11 protein-coding genes and 1 rRNA gene are annotated in these 20214 nt (G+C 48.4%); 9 read left to right on the plus strand and 3 right to left on the minus strand.

Going from position 1 to position 20214, the window contains the following annotated elements:
- Position 1: 1 nt before the first annotated feature.
- Genes BM257_RS12495 through BM257_RS12510 form a run of 4 tightly spaced genes read left to right on the plus strand, consistent with a single transcriptional unit; the run spans position 2 to position 7042 of the window.
- Positions 2 to 1918, plus strand: coding sequence for a hypothetical protein (locus BM257_RS12495; RefSeq protein WP_143096856.1), 1917 nt, complete (start codon positions 2 to 4; stop codon positions 1916 to 1918).
- Positions 1919 to 1939: 21 nt separating this feature from the next.
- Positions 1940 to 3880: a glycoside hydrolase family 43 protein gene (locus BM257_RS12500; RefSeq protein WP_255405827.1), complete on the plus strand. Its 1941-nt coding sequence runs from the start codon at positions 1940 to 1942 to the stop codon at positions 3878 to 3880.
- Positions 3881 to 3894: 14 nt separating this feature from the next.
- Positions 3895 to 4923 carry a family 43 glycosylhydrolase gene (locus BM257_RS12505; RefSeq protein WP_092073246.1) on the plus strand — a complete coding sequence of 343 codons (1029 nt, stop codon included), beginning with the start codon at positions 3895 to 3897 and terminating at the stop codon, positions 4921 to 4923.
- Between the two features lie 16 nt (positions 4924 to 4939).
- Positions 4940 to 7042: a glycoside hydrolase family 43 protein gene (locus BM257_RS12510; protein ID WP_092073249.1), complete on the plus strand. Its 2103-nt coding sequence runs from the start codon at positions 4940 to 4942 to the stop codon at positions 7040 to 7042.
- Here BM257_RS12510 and BM257_RS12515 read toward each other — a convergent pair whose 3' ends face one another.
- The 3 genes from BM257_RS12515 to purL are packed head-to-tail and all read right to left on the minus strand — an operon-like array spanning position 7043 to position 11912.
- Positions 7043 to 7618, minus strand: a complete 576-nt coding sequence (locus BM257_RS12515; protein WP_092073252.1) for a chromate transporter — start codon at positions 7616 to 7618, stop codon at positions 7043 to 7045.
- 15 nt (positions 7619 to 7633) lie between these two features.
- Entirely contained in the window at positions 7634 to 8173 is a 540-nt protein-coding gene (locus BM257_RS12520) for a chromate transporter (protein WP_177216117.1), read from the minus strand.
- Positions 8174 to 8195: 22 nt separating this feature from the next.
- Positions 8196 to 11912: a phosphoribosylformylglycinamidine synthase gene (gene purL / locus BM257_RS12525; protein WP_092073254.1), complete on the minus strand. Its 3717-nt coding sequence runs from the start codon at positions 11910 to 11912 to the stop codon at positions 8196 to 8198.
- A gap of 286 nt (positions 11913 to 12198) precedes the next feature.
- Between purL and BM257_RS12530 the strand changes: the two genes are divergently transcribed.
- The 5 genes from BM257_RS12530 to BM257_RS12550 all read left to right on the plus strand — a co-directional run.
- A complete protein-coding gene (locus tag BM257_RS12530) occupies positions 12199 to 13035 on the plus strand; it encodes an OmpA family protein (RefSeq protein ID WP_369821325.1) in 837 nt (278 codons plus the stop codon).
- Positions 13036 to 14862: 1827 nt separating this feature from the next.
- Positions 14863 to 18633, plus strand: a complete 3771-nt coding sequence (locus tag BM257_RS12540) for a M26 family metallopeptidase (protein ID WP_143096857.1) — start codon at positions 14863 to 14865, stop codon at positions 18631 to 18633.
- A gap of 253 nt (positions 18634 to 18886) precedes the next feature.
- Positions 18887 to 19042 (plus strand): hypothetical protein, encoded by a 156-nt coding sequence (locus tag BM257_RS14950; protein ID WP_177216118.1) that lies wholly within the window; start codon positions 18887 to 18889, stop codon positions 19040 to 19042.
- Positions 19043 to 19296: 254 nt separating this feature from the next.
- Positions 19297 to 19698 carry a hypothetical protein gene (locus tag BM257_RS12545; RefSeq protein ID WP_218154512.1) on the plus strand — a complete coding sequence of 134 codons (402 nt, stop codon included), beginning with the start codon at positions 19297 to 19299 and terminating at the stop codon, positions 19696 to 19698.
- 319 nt (positions 19699 to 20017) lie between these two features.
- Positions 20018 to 20214 (plus strand): 16S ribosomal RNA (locus tag BM257_RS12550); the annotation flags it as partial.

The raw sequence follows: 20214 nt of genomic DNA on the forward strand, positions 1-20214 counted from the left end.
TATGAAATATATCAATAAATTAGCATCTGTCTTTTTCATGGCAGCCCTTGCCTTGCTGACTATGACGAGTTGTGAGGGTGGAGACCTTTATAACGTAGGTGCTCCTGACTGGCTAGCTGAGATGGGCGGTGATGAAGAGGAAGAGTCTATCATCTCTGTCACTCCCAATCCCAATGTATTGGGTGCCACAGACAACACTACACCATGGTGGACTGTGTTCACAGATGATTACAAGACTGAAGCCGGCAAGGCTTACCAGATTAAGTTCATGAACTATGGTGGTTCCAGTAACTGGAATAACTTCGTACTCATTCTGCGTAATGAGGCAAAGGACTTTGAATATGCTGTGCTTCGTGCCGATAACTGGGGCTGGGGTACAGGCTATGCAGGTGAGGAGTCGGATGCGCACTTCTCTAAGAAGATAGAAAACGAAAATCGTGACTGGGGTGCTTGGGCAAAAGCCATGAGCTTGTCAAAGTGTACGATGAATCTCTATAATAATGGTGACGGTACAGCTGATGTTAAAATCACTATGTTAGGTGCTGATGGTAACACCTATACTCAAGAGTACACCGGTATCTCTGTAGAAAAAGATAACCTGTATTTCTCTTTCACTGTGGATAACAGCCACGTTGAGTTTGGAGATGTCGACGTAGAGGATAGTGAGCCTACAGCCCTTACACTGAATGGTGTTCCGAGTGAAGTGGTGGTTGGCACAGAGTTTAGCGAGTTTATCGCTAATGTTACTGCTACGGTGACTTTCGCAGAGGGTGTTACCAAGGATGTAACCGCTGAGGAACTGCAGTTTGAGGTTATTCCTGATTTTGAGGAGCTGGGACAGAAGACGCTTGTTGCCATTTACAACAAGACATACATGGGTAATAATTGTAGCAAGCCTGTTGTTGCCAGCAAGACATTCAGTATCGTAAAAGAACTCTCCGCATTCACAGAGACGGTTGTTGTTCCTACTCCGCTGATGATTGGTCTTGAGGACAATACGACTCCTTGGTGGTCAGCATTTACCGATAATATCAAGGTTGCTCCCAAGGAGACAAAGGTGGTGAACTTCACCAACTACACTGTTGGCGATGCCAACTATAAGAACTTTGTTATCATTCTGAATAAGGCAGATAACGCAGAGTACGGTGTAGTACGTGCCGACTGCTGGGGCTGGGGTGCCGGTATAGACGGTAATGCTAACTTCCAGAAGATTGGTGGCTTTGGCGCTGACGATGATGCGTGGGCTGCCTGGCGTGGTGCTATGAATGGTGCCAAGTGTACTGCTTATATTACCAATAATGGTGATGGTACAGCAGATATCAAGATCGTGATGCATGGTACTGATGGAAAAGACTATACTCAGGATTACCTAGGTATCAATACCATTGATCCGGATAATCTCTACTTCCGCTTTACCTGTGAGGGTGCTCACCTTGTATTCGACAATGCAATCGGTGCTACGGATAATACCACTCCATGGTGGTCAGTATTCACCCCCAATGTGCAAGTACCGGCTCATACTGAATGTACCGTCAACTTCATCAACTACACTGCTGGCGATGCCAACTTCAAGAACTTTGTTATCATTCTGAATAAGGCTGATAATACTGAGTATGGCGTAGTACGTGCCGACTGCTGGGGCTGGGGTGCCGGTATTGACGGTAATGCTAACTTCCAGAAGATTGGTGGCTTTGGCGCTGACGATGCTGCGTGGGCTGCGTGGCGTAATGCTATGAATGGTGCTAAGTGTACTGCCAAAATCGTGAATAATGGTGATGGTACAGCAGATATCAAGATCGTGATGCATGGTACTGATGGAAAAGACTATACTCAGGACTACCTAGGTATTAATACCATTGATCCGGATAATTTCTACTTCCGTTTCACCTGTGAGGGTGCTCACTTGGTATTTGAATAATCATTTAAAAAGAATCGTATTATGAAATATATATCTAAACTATTAGCGCTGTTTGCCATCGGAATGATGGCAACAGCCTGTAGCAACGACGTTAATGAGGTAAACCGTCCTCTGACGGTTACTGCCCCCACGGTGACATCTGTTTCCGGTAGCTCTGCTATTGTGACTTTGACGGCTACTGGCTCGCACATCACCCATCGTGGTGTATGTTACTCTACTTCCCCTAATCCTACTATTAGTGATGATAAGGTATATTCTACCAGTAAGGATATGGTTCTGACCATTGGCGGTCTTGCCAAGAGCACTACCTACTACGTTCGTGGTTTCGCCCAGACGAGTTATGATATCGTTTATTCAGATGAGGTGTCTTTCACGACTTCGTCTTCAGAATCTACTGACGATGATCCTCAGACAGAGGGACCGTCGGCATTGAAACGTGTCAGTGTTCATGATCCAAGTGTGGTTTGGGATCCGACGACAAGCAGCTATTATATCTTCGGCTCACACCGTGCCGCTGCTAAGTGTAACAATATGATGTCATGGGAGGCATTTACTGCTCCTTGGGCTACTGCTACCAGCAAAGATGCTGCTAATGAAGATGCGTTTACCACTCCTCAGGTGACTAAGGTAAAGAAGGGTGGAGTAGAGTACGACCTCAACTTCAACGCTCTTGCTTGGTCTCAGCGTGGTAGTGAGACATACGATATCGGTGGTAATATGTGGGCACCTGATGTCATCTACAACAAGAAGATGGGTAAGTGGTGTATGTATCTCAGCATTAACGGTGATTTCTGGTATTCAAGTATCATCATGCTGACAGCTGACAACATCGTTGGTCCTTATCGTTATCAGTCACCTGTTGTCATTAGTGGATTCCGTTCTGGTGACTCCTATAAGTCTACCGATTTGGAGATTGTCCTGGGTGAGCAGGCTTCTCTGCCTTCACGTTATGCTCCAAGCGATAACTACGGCAATCACTGGCCTAACTGTATCGACCCCTGTGTGTTCTATGATGAGAATGGCAAGTTGTGGATGTCCTATGGCTCTTGGAGCGGTGGTATCTTCATGCTGGAGCTCGACGAGGAGACTGGTCTGCGTGACTATGATGTCACTTATGCAGAGAGCGAGACCTCAGATCCTTACTTCGGTAAGAAGATCGCAGGTGGTCATTATGTCTCTGGTGAGGCTTCTTATATCGAGTTTATCGGTGGCTATTACTTCCTGTTCATGACCTATGGTGGTCTGGATGCTGCTGGTGGTTATCAGATGCGTGTGTTCCGTTCACTGAATCCTGACGGACCTTTTGTTGACAGCAAGGGAACTTCTGCCGTTTATGATACTTACCAGCTGAACTTCGGTCCTACGGAAAATGACGGCTTCCGTGGTGTAAACATCTTCGGTGCTTATGATGAGTGGGGTGCCCAGACTGTAGGTGCTTGGGGTGAGCGTGCCCAGGGTCATAACAGTATCATTGCCGCACAAGACGGACGTACCTATCTGGTATATCATACGCGTTTCCAGGATCAGGGAGAGGGTCACCAGGTACGTGTTCACCAGGTTTATCAGAACGAGGAAGGCTGGCTCGTCGCCGCTCCGTTTGAGTACACTGGTGAAGGTATCAAGAGTGCTGGTATTGCTGTCGCACAGAAGGTGGCTACAACAGACATCCCTGGTGCTTATAAGTTGCTGATTCATAGATATGGACTGGATCATGCTGCCAAGGAATATGCTGCGCCTGTTGATGTGACCCTGAATGCTGATGGTTCTATCTCCGGTGGAGCTGTTGGTACTTGGTCAATCAAGTCTGGTACGTCATATATCACCATCAATATTGGTTCAGACTATAAGGGTGTCATGGTTCCTCAGACGTTGGAGCCGACGGATACAAAGGCTCCTTGCTTCACTGCTCTTGACAGTAAGACTGGTGTTACCATCTGGGGTTATAAGGCTCCTCTGCAATAGTAAAAAACTAAACGATGAAACGAATTCTATTTATAGTAGTGGTGCTCGCAATGAGCACCACTCTATATTCTCAACCCCAACGCAAAGGACATCCGCCCAGGGCTTTCCAGACGGAGACACCCATGACGCACGACCCGGTGATGGCGTATGCGGACAGCACTTATTATCTGTTCTGCACAGGTATGGGTATCCAGCAGATGACCTCCAAGGACCGTAAGACATGGACGGTGATGCCTGAGCCTGTGATGACGGTGATGCCGGGATGGACACAGGACTCTGTACCTGGATTCAAATATCATGTGTGGGCTCCGGATATCATCCGTTGGCATGACAAATGGTGGCTTGCCTATAGTTGTTCTACCTTTGGCAAGAACGGCTCGGCAATAGGTTTGTTAAGTACTCCCTCCCTGAGTTTTCCTATCTGGAAAGATGAGGGGTGTATAGTGACTTCTCGTGCGAACAGGGACAACTGGAACGCTATTGATCCTAACTTCGTGATTGATGAGGACGACCAACCTTGGATGGTATGGGGCTCTTTCTGGGATGGCATACAAATGGCCCGCTTGGATACGACGATGCATATCGCCAAGGGCGAGATTCCTCGAACGATAGCTCGCCGCTACTCACCCAAGAACCATAACCGTATGGAGAATCCTACCTCTAAGTATGCTGGAACGAACGCTATCGAGGCTCCGTTTATCATGAGACACGGAGATTATTATTATCTCTTCGTGTCCTGGGACTATTGTTGCATGGGCAGCAAGAGTACCTATCGCGTGGTGGTAGGACGCAGCAAGACGGTGGATGGTCCATACGTGGATCGTGATGGTGTGGATATGCGAGAGGGCGGTGGTACTCCGGTCATCGCTGGTGACAAGAAAAAGTTTGAGGCTGTCGGACATTGTGCTGTCTACCATTTTAATGGCGAGGATATATATATCAGTCATGGCTATAGTGTGGAACATAAGGGGGCGGCTGTCTTGGTACAGCGTCCTATCCACTGGACTGCCGACGGATGGCCGGAATTAGTTGAAAGTTTATAGTTTATAGTTCATAGTTATGCGACGGATCCTTTTATTACTGCTTACCTCTTACCTCTTGCCTCTTCCATCTGCCGCGCAGTCGTGGACGGCGGACAATGGGAACGGGACCTATACGAACCCGTTGTTCTATGATGAGTTCTCAGACCCTGATATCCTGCGGGTGGGTGATGACTATTATCTTGCTGGTACGACGATGCATACAGTACCAGGACTGGTCATCCTGCATTCGAAAGACTTGGTGAACTGGGAGAATATCAGTTATTGCTTTGACCGTTTTGACTTCGGGGATGATGCTTTCTCGTTGAGAAACCATCAGGAGATCTATGGACAGGGTATCTGGGCTCCGTGCATCCGTTATGCCAACGGACAGTTCTATGTCTATTCGAATGTCAATGGCAAGGGGTTGCAGTGCTATACCTCGAAAGATATTCGTGGTCCGTGGAAGCACCATAACATGCAGGGACGTATCTACGACCTGAGTGTGCTCTTTGATGATGATGGCAAGATCTATGCTATTCATGGTTATGGGGAGGTGAAATGTACGGAATTGAAGCCGGACATGAGTGGTCCTATTGAGGATACCGAGCGTACGATTATACCGGAGGGCAATGCTGTGGGTGAGGGTCATCACATGTACAAGATCAATGGTATGTACTACCTGATCTCTACTGACTATAAACCCAATGGTCGTACCTTGTGCTCTCGTTCTAAGAGTATCTGGGGTCCATACGAGACGATCACTATTACTGCTGATGAGACATTCGGCTATCATGCGGCATCATTGACACAGGTGCCCAAGGGTGAGAAATATCGTATCGGGCAGGATGGGACGCAATTTGGTATACCAAAGGTCGATGAGGATGCTACGGCTTGTACGAATATCCATCAGGGAGGTATCGTACAGGATCAGAGTGGACAGTGGTGGGCCTTGTTGATGATGGACTTCCATAGCATCGGACGCACAGTGACCCTTGCTCCCATCACATGGAAGGATGGTTGGCCTATGCTTGGACTGGAGGGCAACCTCGGTCGTGCACCCCGTACGTGGTTCAAACCCACCGTCCAGTCTGTTGCGGTGCCACAGCAACAAACAGCCCCCCATGCTCCCTACCAGCGCAACGAGGATTTCAATGGCAAGACTCTTGGCAGGGTATGGCAATGGAACCACAACCCTGATGATACGAAATGGAGCCTGAAGAACGGACGACTTCGTCTGCAGTCCATGCCTGCCGAACAACTGATGTGGGCTCGTAATACACTGACCCAGCGTGCCATCGGACCAACCAGCATTGTTACTGTAGAACTCTATGTACAGGGTATGAAGGAAGGTGACGTTGCCGGACTGGGCAATATCAACGTGCCCTGCTCTTGGATTGGTGTCGAGCAGGGTCACTATGGCTTGCTCCTGCGCTGCTTTGAGCAAGCTACCAACGACACCGTCACTCTGGGCATCGCCTCCTGCGACGCACCGTTGCAGAAGGTATGGCTTCGTTTGGTAGGCGACTTCGACAATGATAAGGCGCACTATGAGTTCTCGCTGAACGGTAAGTATTACCGTCCGCTGGGGCGCGAGATGCCCCTGTCGTATCAGCTCATCACCTTCCAAGGATCACGTCCGTCGCTCTTCGCTTTCAATCATAAAGGAATGCGGGGCGGCTATGCGGAGTTTGACAACTTTACTGTCCAGGAGCCGAAGGCGGATCGTAGTGGGAATATCCCTTATGGTAAGACGTTCCGTATCATCAACCTTGGAACAGGGAAGGCGATGGCTGCTCTGGAGCACGGACTGGTTTATGATGCCGATAGTACCATGTCTGAAAAGCAGACACTGTTTCGTCTGGTAGATAAAGGACAGGGTAAGGTGATCCTGCAATGTGCGGACGGACGGTATGTGTTCTGTGCCGGCTATGGGTTGGCTGGTGATGTGCGACTGACTACAGACGAGTCGAAAGCGGAGGTGTTCTTATGGCAGGACTATCTCGACCATGAGTTTATGCTGATGTCTATGCGTACGCATCGCTATATCGGCAAGAGCCCGACAACGGGGAGTCCTTACTCGATGGACTTCCCTGGTGCTGATCCTGCACGCCGGAACGGTGCTGTGCTTAGGTGGGAATAACTAATAGAAGAGGAGTAACCCAGCCAGGGCACTATAGCAGATCATGTGGATGGGATTGATCTTCAAGACTCCGGTCCCGAAAGCTGTGGCAGCGAAGAGCGCACAACTGATATAGAACTGCCAGGGATTCTCTGAGGGAGTCGAGAAGTTATCCCGCGTACATAATAATAAGGTGGCTGCGGCTAGGAGTCCTACGACTGCTGGTCGCAGTCCTTTGAATACAGACTGTACGGGATGGGAGTTCATGTATTTCATGAACATTTTGCTGATCAGGATCATCAGGATAAGGGAGGGTAATACCAATGCGAAGGTGGCGGTAAAGGAGCCGAGGACAGCAATGGGGACGCTATAGCCTGCGTTCTTTATCGCCGTATAACCACAATAGGTGGCGGAATTGATACCGATAGGGCCCGGGGTCATCTGCGAGATGGCGACGATATCCGTAAACTCTGCGGCGTTCAGCCATCCCCAGTGCTCTACCGTCTCGTTCTGTATCAGCGACAGCATACCATAGCCCCCTCCAAAACCAAAGAGCCCGATCTCAAAGAATGTGATGAATAAATAAAGGAATATCATAAACTCTCTTATCTCTCAACTCTCAACTCTCAACTTACCATAAACATACCCTCCGATGCCTGCGAGAATGATAATCCAGATTGGTGATACACCCAACAGCCAGATGGCAAGGGCGGACACAATGGGAATCCATATCGTAAACCAGTTCAGTTGGGCTCGACGGGCAAGATTGAATGTCGGTACTGCTATTAAAGCGACTACCGCAGGACGGATGCCCTTGAACATAGCGGCAATCACCTTGTTGTCCTCAAACTGATGGAAGAAGATGGCAATGGCAAGGATGATCAGGAAAGAGGGGAGTGCCGTCCCTAAGGCTGTGGCGATGGCTCCCTGGGTCTTCCTCAACTTATAACCGATAAAGATACTGATATTAATAGCAAACACACCCGGACAACTCTGGGCGATGGCTATCAGGTCGAGCATCTCTTCCTTGCTGACCCACTTGTGGTGGTTGACAACCTCTTCCTCTATCAAAGGAATCATGGCATATCCACCCCCAAGGGTGAACATGCCAATCTTAAAGAAAGTCTTGAATGACTCTAAATAGATATTCAATTTAATTTTTTATCTTAAATCTTTAATCTTTATTCCCCTCTACCCATTTGCGGGCATTGACGAATGCCTCTATCCATGGGGTCACCTCATCCATGCGACGCTCACGTGGATACCAGGCGTTCTGCCAAGGGAAGATGGCACGCTCTAAGTGGGGCATCATACAGAGATGACGACCGTCTGCAGAGCAGATACCTGCGACATCATAGTCTGAGCCGTTGGGGTTGGCGGGATAACCATGATAGTTATACTTGGCAATCACGTTATAGGTGCTCTCTGCCTCTGGCAACGAGAACTTTCCTTCTCCGTGGGCTACCCACAGACCAAGCTTGTTGCCACTCAGTGAACCAAACATCACACTGTTGTTCTGTGGGATGGTCAGACTGATGAACTCACTCTCAAACTTATGGGAGTCGTTATGCAGCATCTTGGCACCTTTGGCACCTGTCAGTCCGAGCTCTACCATCAACTGGCATCCGTTACAGATACCAAGGGAGAGGGTGTCCTTGCGGGCATAGAACTTGTCGAGGGCCTCTTTTGCCTTGGGATTATAGAGGAAGGCACCTGCCCATCCTTTGGCGGAGCCGAGTACGTCGGAGTTGGAGAAACCACCACAGAACACAATCATATTGATGTCCTCCAAAGTCTCACGACCACTGATCAGGTCTGTCATCATCACGTCCTTCACGTCGAAGCCGGCAAGATACAGACAGTATGCCATCTCACGCTCACCATTGGTTCCTTTCTCACGGATGATAGCTGCCTTCGGAGTATTCTGAGAACTCTGAGCTCTCCGAGGCTCCAGGCCATACTGGGCAAGGGTACCAGTGAAGTTCTTGTTGAACTTCATCTCAATAGGTTGCTGCTTGTAGTTCTCATAACGCTCCTTTGCCTTACCGTTGAAACTCTGTTTGCGGTCAAGCAGATAGGAGGTCTTATACCATGTGTCACGAAGGGCGTCGATATCAAAGGTGTGCTCTTCGTCACCAGCCTTCACGACGATGGTACGGCTGTCCTCTACAGGATAACCGATCTTGGCATAACCGACACCCAGGTCCTCCATGAACTCCTTGAACTCGAACTTGTGCTCGTCGCTGACCTCGATGACGACACCAGGGTTCTCTGCGAAGAGGGTCTTGACGATGTCTCCGTCAGCACAGAGGTCGTGCAGGTTGATATGCATACCTCCCTTGGTGTTGGCAAAGCACATCTCTAAGAGGGTGGTGATGAGACCACCGGCGGAGATGTCGTGACCTGCCATGATCCATCCTTTCTCTATCATCTTCTGGACAGCCATGAAGGCGTCAGCGAAATACTCTGCGTTCTTCACGGTCGGCACGTCACTGCCTACCTTACCTAGACTCTGGGCAAAGGCGGAACCTCCCAGACGCTGCTCGTCAAAGGAGAAGTCGATATGATAGATGGAGGCGTGTTTGTCATTGACGATAACAGGACTGACCACCTTGCGGATGTCAGAGACCTCACCACCGGCACTGACGATGACAGTACCTGGGGAGATGATCTTCTCACCATTGGGATATTGCTGACTCAGTGAGAGGGAGTCCTTACCTGTCGGCACGTTGATATGTAACTCGCAGCAGAAATCACTTAATGCCTTGACGGCTGTATACAGACGGGCGTCCTCTCCTTCCTGACTGCGACAGGGCCACATCCAGTTGGCGGAGAGAGAGAGGGACTCCATACCGTCGGCAAGGGGTGCCCATACGATATTCGTCAGTGCCTCTGCGACAGAGAGGACACTGCCTGCCTCCGGGGAGGCGAGTCCTGCCTGTGGGGCATGACCGATAGCGGTAGCGATACCTTTGCGACCACGATAATCGAGGGCAACGACACCACAGTCGCTCAACGGCAACTGGATCTCACCCTGACACTGCTGACGGGCAATCTTACCTGTCACGGAGCGGTCTACCTTATTCGTCAACCAGTCTTTGCAGGCGACAGCCTCCAGCTGAAGCACTCGCTTGACGAGTTTATCTATCGTCTCTATAGTTCCTGTAGTATCTACATTCTCATACTTCCGCTCTACGGTATTGTCACGCATGATGGTCTTGGGAGAGTGTCCGAACATCTGTGCCACATCAAGGTCGAAAGGCTTCACACCGTCTCCTTGTTTGAAGGAGAAATGGGCATCACCGGTGGTCTCACCGACTACATACATCGGGGCACGCTCACGCTCTGCGATCTTTTGCACATGCTCAATATGTTTCTCGTCGATGAGCAGACCCATGCGCTCCTGACTCTCATTGGCGATGATCTCCTTGCTGGAGAGGGTCTTGTCACCAATAGGTAACTTCGTCATGTCGATCTCACCACCACACTCCTCTACCAACTCGGAGAGACAGTTCAGGTGACCGGCACTACCATGATCATGGATGGACACAACAGGGTTGGTGTCTTCTTCACAGAGGGCACGGACGAGGTTATAAGCTCGCTTCTGCATCTCTGGGTTAGCACGCTGGATGGCATTCAGCTCAATACCATTGCTGTAACGACCTGTGTCTACGGAGGATACACTACCACCGCCGAGTCCGATACGATAGTTGTCACCACCTACGACCACCACTTTATTCCCCTTCTGGGGTTCTTTCTTCAGACAGTCTCGCTTCGTGCCGTAACCAACACCACCTGCCAGCATGATCACTTTGTCATAGGCGTATTTGGTGTCGTTAGGCTCCTGGTGCTCAAAGGTCAGCACGGATCCGCAAATCAGCGGTTGTCCGAACTTATTACCAAAGTCGGAGGCACCGTTGGATGCCTTGATCAGAATCTGTTCTGGTGTCTGGTAGAGCCACTGGCGGACAGGAAGGATATTCTCCCAGTCACGCTCCTCATCCTCAATGCGGGGGTAAGCGGTCATATAGACGGCTGTTCCGGCAATAGGCCATGAGCCGACACCACCACCCATACGGTCACGAATCTCACCACCGGTACCTGTAGCGGCTCCGTTGAAGGGCTCTACTGTCGTGGGGAAGTTGTGGGTCTCTGCCTTCAGCGAGATGACACTCTCAATGTCTTTTATACGGAAATAGTCACTGGTCGACTGGTCGGCTGGGGCGAATTGCTCTACAACGGGACCTTGGGCGAAAGCGACATTATCCTTATAGGCAGAGAGAATCTTGTTGGGGTTCTCCTGGGTGGTCTTCTTGATCATCGCGAAAAGACTTGACTCCATCTCCTTGCCGTCGATGATAAAGGTACCACCGAAAATCTTGTGACGACAGTGCTCGGAGTTAATCTGGGCAAAACCGAAGATCTCGGAATCGGTCAGTGGACGACCGTTCTCCTTCTCTATCTTATGGAGATACTCTATCTCCTCGGGAGAAAGGGCAAGTCCTTCCTGCTCGTTGTACTCTTCCAGGTTGTCTACGTACTTGATGGGCTCCGGCTGGATGTTGATCGTGAAAATATCCTGGTTCAGCCCTTTGTACATACGCTGCAACATGGGGTCATGCTCCGCGTCCTCTGATTCAACAGGGAAATATTCCTCAATACGCTGGATACCTTTCAGTCCCATGTTCTGGGTGATCTCAACGGCATTGGTTGACCAAGGGGTCACCATCTCACGACGCGGACCGACATAGTAGCCTTCCAGCGTCTCTTCATTATACATCTCTGCCTCACCATAAAGCCAACAGAGTTCCTTTACTTCGTCTTGATTGAGCTGATGGTCTGCCTGTGTGGCAATCACGCTCTTTTGGGGGGTCTTGAAAAAGAGAATCATGTCTTTTACCTTGATTTATTTATAATTTTGTTGCAAAGGTACGAATAAGTGAGTAAAATGCCAAATTTATTTGAGCATTTTCGAACGGCAGTACTTTCGACGTTAGTCAAAGGTACGAATAAGTGAGTAAAATGCCAAATTTATTTGAGCATTTTCGAACGGGAGTACTTTCGACGTTAGTCAAAGGTACTTAAAATATTCTAAAACAACATCGTTTTGATTTGAAATAATACATAAATCGTTATCTTTGCACCCGTATTCATGTTTAATCAAAAGAAATAGAATGATGAGAAAAAGTATTTTAGTGATGACTATTGCTGCAGCTTCTATGTTGATTACAAGCTGCTCGTCAAAAAAAGAACTGGTGGCTTGTCAGGAGGAGAATAAAGCCCTTCAGACTAATTATACCGACACAAAAGAGAAGCTGGCTGCATCAACGGCTCGCGTGGCAAGTCTTGAACAACAGTTGAGCCAGGCGGAGAAGGCTAACGCCGCACTCCAAAACGCACTCGAAAAGAGTCTGGCGAATACTAGCCAGAACAATGTCAGCATTGAGAAACTGGTTGACCAGATCAATGAGTCGAATAAGTATATCCGCCACTTGGTGGAGGTGAAGTCGAAGAGTGACTCGCTCAACATGGTGCTCACCAACAACTTGACCCGCTCGCTCTCCAAGGAGGAGCTGAAGGATGTTGACGTTCAGGTGTTGAAGGGCGTGGTATATATCTCACTGGCTGACAACATGCTTTATAAGAGTGGTTCTTACGAGATTAGCGACCGGGCTTCTGAGACGCTCTCGAAGATTGCCAAGATCATCAAGGACTATAAGGACTACGACGTGCTCATCGAGGGTAATACGGATAATGTACCCATCAAGCGCGAGAATATCCGTAACAACTGGGACCTCTCATGTCTTCGTGCCTCTTCTGTAGTACAGGCTCTTCAAAATCAGTATGGTGTCGATCCTAAACGCCTGACAGCTGGTGGTCGCGGTGAGTATAACCCTCTTCAGCCTAACAGCTCTGAGGCTGGTAAGCAGCGTAACCGTCGTACACAGATTATCATCACACCGAAACTTGACGAGTTCATGGAACTCATCGGTCAGGCTCCCGCAGAGGAATAATCATTTCTTCAAAAACATATAACCATATAACATGACATGCTTCAAACGCCCTTGTACAAAGGGTTTGAAGCATGTTATATGTTGCTCAAACATGTAACATACATCTAACATACATCTCACCAAAAAGATATATCCATGTTATATGTATGTTATATGTTGTTAGAACATCTAACATACCGCAAAGCCCCTGTTTATCGGCATTTGAGCCACATCATGTTATATGGTTATATGTTTTTCGAAAATTCATAAAAATCAGTTACCGACTGAAGCCCACTTTGTTACCGACTAACTGTTGTTTTGTTACCGACTAACCCCCACTTTCATACCGATTAAGGGCTTTATTCGACCCGATTAAAGCCTTCATTTGCTAATCACCCTAACCCTGAACCCTGAACCGTGAACCTATGAAGGCGGCACCTTCAAGGGTCGAATGTGCCGCCTTCGACCCGAGGAAGCGGCACCTTCGCAGGCAGGAGGTGCCGCCTTCGTAACACACCCCTGTTGGTTGCTTTTTATTCCGATGCCTCCTATCTCAGTAAATTCACTGAATTTGGTGAGTAAATTCACTGAATTTACCGAGTAAACACACTGAATTTACTTTCATAGGAGATACTTCTTCATAATCCTTGTCACCGTTGCCGCTTCGTTGTTACCCACAATCCCTTGACAATCAAACACTTTTGCAAGGCGGCAACGGTAACAAGGGTTTTAAAAATTACGTGTAGGGAAATGGTGGTACTTCTCTTCTTTTATGTCATCGTGCTGGCAGGATGCGACAGACAGTCTGCCTATGAGCGGCAAAGAAAATCCGCCGAAAATCCGGGACTCTCCCTGATCCACTTTCCTATCCAAATATTTTCTTTTGATAGAAATGTTGTACCTTTGTGGTGGATCACTGAGAACCCCAGCTTTCTCAATTTGCAAACACTTTTACAACTTTTACTGAAAAGAAAAGCACGTAAAGTGGTGACGGTGACGGTTACAGTTTAGTGAAATCGTACTGAAAAGGTTGACTATAACTTTTACTATATATATAATATATATATTATATATATAGTAATATAAATATACATGTTTTATTCGCATTTTGGGATTCTCATTTTTGGAAAACTGTAACCGTCACCGTCACCGTTTTATTGTGCACGTTTTCGTACACGTTTGGGGCAGGAACTCTTGACATCGCATGTTAAATGTTGTACCTTTGCCGTTGCAATGAGGAAGGAAGTCAGTTACCGACTGAAGGACGCTCAGTTACCGACTAACTGTTGTTTTGTTACCGACTGAAGCCCACTTTCATACCGACTAAAGCCCACTTTCATACCGATTAAGGGCTTTATTCGACCCGATTAAAGCCCTCATTCAAGTTAATTAAAGCCTTTATTTGCTAATCACCTTAACCATGAACCCTTAACCCTTAACCAGAAAATTTGGGATTCCCCAAATTTCACTACTCCTATTTCTATTATTTTTGTGCCCAGATGCTACAAAATGTTCAAAAATCAACGTTAAACTGACGAAAGAATATTGCTGTTTAAGAAAATTGTCGTAACTTTGAAGCCGAATATTCAACCATGGGCGATGAGAAAGATTGAGATGATAACAATGTTTAACGCGAATTGTTTGGCTACGTCAAATAATTCGTTAACTCACTCACTCACTCACTCACTCACTCACTCACTCAACTCTAAACATCAGAATGGAGCGACGCCCGATGGGCGGCGCGACAGGCGACATATACGGCTTGGCTTGCAGAAATGCAAGTGAAGCCGTAAGGCTTTTTTTATGCATTCACCAGAGAAATCAATAAAAATCAAACAATAAACAACAATGAGTAAGACCAACAGGAAAAACTATTTCGCGCCCTCGACCTTGGGGCTGGGCGCCATGCGACGGGCATCGATGATGCTCCTCGTGATGATGCTCTCTGTCTTGACGACATGGGCAGATGATTATCCAGCGTACATCACCGACATCATCCTTGTCGGTGGTACGGAAAGTGAGGTGAACACAGCGAAGAATGCTCACAGCGACTACACCTTCATCAGTCAAGACCTGAACCAAGGTGCCGGTGGTGACTACATCAACCTGGGTTACAAGACAAGTAACCGCGCCAGTACCAACGGCGGCTACATCACCGATATCATTGTCATTGACGCAGAAGGCACTAATCCTCCTTCGACAGTGACCTACCAAGGGCGCACCTACTATCTCTGCGACTACTACGGCGGCAGCTGGTTCGAGAGTGCCAAGGGTAACCTGAACAGCCATTGCGGGGATGGATGGAACCTCTACCTCTATTATACCAAGCAGGAATATAGCTCAACAATGCGAGCCGTCGACGGCATCACCGTCAACAGCACCAAAGGCGGTTCCATTAACTGCTATTACACAAACGGAAATCTCCATGAGGACCAAATCGACCTTAACCGTGGTATCTCGGGCAGTGGCGATGTCTACATGCACCTCTCCACCACTACGAAGAAGAACCGCCCTGCCAGCGACCCCACCATGAAGACGGCACTCGTCTATAACGGAGAGCCGCAGCAGTTGGTGAACTACAACCCCACGTCGCAGTGTACGATGTACTACCGCGTGGGCACATCGGGCAGTTATACGTCCACTGTGGCTAATGTGACCGCCACCAACGCTGGTACCTATACCGTTTATTATTATGCCGGCTCCAACAGCTACGGCGACTCCGGCCCGACGTTCTCCAAGTCGGTCACCATCGCCAAGGCGGCCAACAGCGGCGTCACCGTGTCGTGTGCCGACCTGTTGGAAGGCAACGCCCCGCAGCCCACCCTCGGCGGTACCAACCTGAGCACGGGAGCCGTCACCTATAAGTACAGCACGTCGCAGAACGGCACTTACTCTACCACAGTGCCCACCGCCGCCGGCACTTACTGGGTGAAGGCGACCATCGCCAGCGACGGCAACTGCAACGAATACACCACCGCTGCCGCCAGCTTCAAGATGACACCCGACTGGGCACTGCACAACAGCGGCGACTCGGAGGCCGATGCCTACGTCATCAACACGACCGGCGACCTCGACCTGCTGGCGCAGCGTGTGAACAGCGGTAACGATTACCAAGACACGTACTTCGAACTGGGTGCCAACATCACGTACGATAAGGGCGTAACGAATAACTTTACACCAATCGGCAACGGGAGCTACATCTTTAAAGGCAAGTTCGATGGAAAAGGTTTCACTATCAGCGGACTCAACATCAATCTGCCAGGTAATAATAAAGTAGCTCTATTCGGTGCTACAGGATCTTCTGCTGAAATCAAGAACTTGACCATCGCCAACAGCACCATCACCGCCGATAGCAAAGTCGGTGCCATCATTGGCTTTGGAGATAATGCAACCATAAAGAACTGTGTCGTTGCTAATAATGTCTCCGTCAGTGGAGCATATTTTGTCGGAGGTGTTGTGGGTCACTACGGTAAAATTTCTGGCTGTGTCAGTGCTGCCAGTGTCAGCGGAACACAGTTTGTCGGTGGTGTCATCGGCGCAATAGGTAATGGGAGCGCCATCCAGGATAATCTCTACATCGGCAGTTCTGTAACAGGCGAGGATTTTATCGGAGCCATCGTTGGTCGATGGGACAGTGGCGCCCTCACCAACAACTACCATACCGTCAATGGACTGGGGGCGGTCAGAAATGCAGACACCGACGGTGCCCGTAAGGCAGTGGAAATCAAAGCCGCCACAGGGGTGACACTCGTCCCGACAGGTACTGCCACCACCTATTGCTTGAGCGGCATCACCATCTACGAGGGCAATAAGGGTATCGGCTATGGCGGCAAGCTCTATGCCGGCGCCACAGAGCAGGTAATGCTCTTCGTGGGTATCAGCAGTCTGCCCGAGGGCTTCGAGTTCAGTGGCTATACTGACGGATTAGGTAATGACCTCATCGATAACGACAATGATGTTTACACCCTGACGATGATCTCTACTGCTCCTACTGTCTCCCCCTCTGGTACCGACCACTGGCTGGCACTGACCGAGGGTCGCAACGGATCATCGGCTGAGAAGGCATATAAGATCACCACTACCGCAGGTCTCAACCTGCTGGCACAACGCGTGAATAACGGAACCAACTACAGCGGCAAATACTTTGAGTTGGGTGCCGACATCACGTACGACGGCACAGAGAATAACTTTACGCCCATCGGCACAGGAGACTATGTTTTTCGTGGCATTTTTGACGGCAAGGGGCACGTCATCAACGGCATTAATGTCAATTTGCCAAATAATGATTTCGTTGGACTTTTCGGCAATCTCCGTAGTGCTACAATAAAGAATGTCACACTCACCAACAGCAATATAACGGGGAGAGACTGGATAGGTGGTATCGTAGGCAACTGCGAACCTGCTGTTATCGAAAACTGCCATACCACCAACACTGTCACCATCAATGCCAATGATGAGGGTGGCGGTATAGCCGGTTTCGTTAGCAACACAGGCTCGTATTCACAAATCAAAGGCTGCACGAGTGCCGCCGCCGTTAACGGAATAGATAGTGATTATAGTCTTGTAGGAGGTCTTGTAGGATTTATGCGAAAATCTAACACTGTTCAGGACTGTCTCTACCTCGGTAATACCGTCAATGGTTATTGGTTCGGAGCCATCGCAGGCTCCGATATAGGCACCTTCACCAACACCTACCATACCGTCTATGGAATGGGGGCGGTCAAAGGTCGTGACCGAAAAGAAGATGATTTTATTGCGACTTATGCCATCACCAGCGACACGAAGCCGGATGGATTCGGTGATGCTACCGTAACCTACGGCACAGGCTCGTATGCAGGCATCACTGCCTATGGCACAAACGGACTGGAATACATGGGTGTATATTATAGGTATGGCGAAAATATCGTGGCATTAGAGGATAACAAAAACAATGAATGTGTCATAATTGCACACTTCTCCTCTACATGCACTGTCACCCTCAAGGATCGTACGCTGCTGAAGAATGGTGACTGGAACACACTGTGCCTGCCCTTCGGTCTGTCGGCAGAGCAGATAGCCGCCTCACCACTGGCTGGTGCCACCATCAAGGAACTGGACGGCACTACATCGAACCTTGACAACAATGGCAAGCTGACCTTGAACTTCTCTCCTGTGACAGCGATCGAGGCTGGCAAGCCCTATATCGTCAAATGGACTACGACAGGGGAGAATATCAGTAATCCTGTATTCAGTGATGTCAAGATCGATAGTAGTACTCCTACGGAGGTGAACTTCAGCGGTGGTAAGTTTGTAGGTAACTACGCACCGTTCACCATCGACGACGGCAACAAGGACTATGTGCTGTTCTTCTCTACAGGTAATAAGATCGGCTACTCGAAGACCACACCTCGTACGCTGAAGTGTATGCGTGCCCATCTCGAAATGACTAATCCTAATGCAGCCCGCTCTATCGAACTCGACTTCGGAGAGGGAGAGACGACAGGGATTGATGGATTGAATGGAGAATTGAAGAATGGAAAAATTGAAGAATTGAAGTTCTACGACCTCAACGGTCGTCGTGTCGAGAATCCGACAAAGGGCATTTACATTGTGAATGGTAAAAAAGTCGTGATTAAGTGAGAGAAGAATCGAGCTTGCTCGAATTCTTCCGAACGTGAAAGGCTACGGGTAGGCGAACTTGTTCGGGAATACGAGTTCGAGCAAAGCTCAAAGTCGTGATGAGGTAAAAAAGCCTCACCCCCGACCCCTCTCCTTCAGAGAGGGGAGGGACAGAGATTAAAAGTAATATGAAGTGTCATCAATAAACAAAGTCCTTATACCCCTGGCTCCCTCTCTGAAGGAGAGGGCGGGGGGGGGGAAGGCAACCTAAATTATGAAAAAGAAGATATATGATAAGCCTCAGATGGAGGTTGTGGATATTCACTACCGCACTCCGTTGTTGACTACCAGTGGTGGCGTAAGGTCACTGGGTGACGGTGATTTCAACTTGGATGGTGACGGTATCGGTTCTGAAGAACCTGACGTGTAAATCAGAGGGATAGTCCTTCTTTAAGGTGAACCAAAAGTCCCTGCTGTGCATGATGCATAGCAGGGACTTTTTTAAAATTAGCGACCCGTTTTTTTCTTCTGGGTTTAGGGTTATGCGGATTTTTAACGTTTTTAACTCAATTTCCATGGGGATGAGACAAATATGAAAGGAATTGAGAGAAATTTGAAAATCTGTCTCCATTCTGTTTCGTAACTTTGCAGGCGAATAGCGATATCAACTATTCATCAAAAATTATGAGTGAAGTTCTAAAAACAACAGGTGAGATTGTGATGTACCAACCGGATGAGACCATTCGGTTGGAAGTGAGGATGGATAATGAGACGGTGTGGCTGACACAGGCGCAAATGGCAGAGTTGTTTCAGCGTGACCAGTCTGTGATAGCACGACATATTTCTAACGTATTTAATGAAAAAGAATTAACCAAAGAAAGTAATATGCAAATTTTGCATAATACTCTGTCAAGATATAAACCCACAACCCTCTATAATCTTGATGTCATTATCTCTGTTGGCTATCGAGTAAAGTCGAAAAGAAAACTGGGGACGGTTCTGAATGATCCACTTTCTGTCCAAACATTTGGCAGGCAAACCTCTCCCTTATATAATATAATAAGGTGTAGCCGTTCTTTCGGTTGATTTAGGTCAACCCGGAAGACTTTTTTCGCTGTTTTCTGAAAAAATATGGGTAAAATATTTGTTTATTCGGAAAAAGTTCGTACCTTTGCATCCGCTTTCGGGGAGACCCGTTGGTTTAGAAGAGAGTTCTTTGATAAGATTTGCATAAAACAGAGAAGTAGTAGTACAAGAAGCGAGTACCTTTATCGGGTACTCGGGTAAGACAAAATTACGAACCGTCAAGAAGATGACAGGTGCTTTATAAGATCCATCTTGACTACCGGATAATGACAGCGTTCTGTGACAGAGACAATCCTTTATTGGATAGAAAGATATTTATACAGTGGAGAGTTTGATCCTGGCTCAGGATGAACGCTAGCTACAGGCTTAACACATGCAAGTCGAGGGGCAGCATTGGGATAGCTTGCTATTCCAGATGGCGACCGGCGCACGGGTGAGTAACGCGTATCCAACCTTCCCCGTAGTAGGGCACAGCCCGGCGAAAGTCGGATTAATTCCCTATGCTCTTCACAGATG

The organism is Prevotella sp. tf2-5 (genome assembly GCF_900115435.1).
Classification (GTDB): Bacteria; Bacteroidota; Bacteroidia; order Bacteroidales; family Bacteroidaceae; genus Prevotella.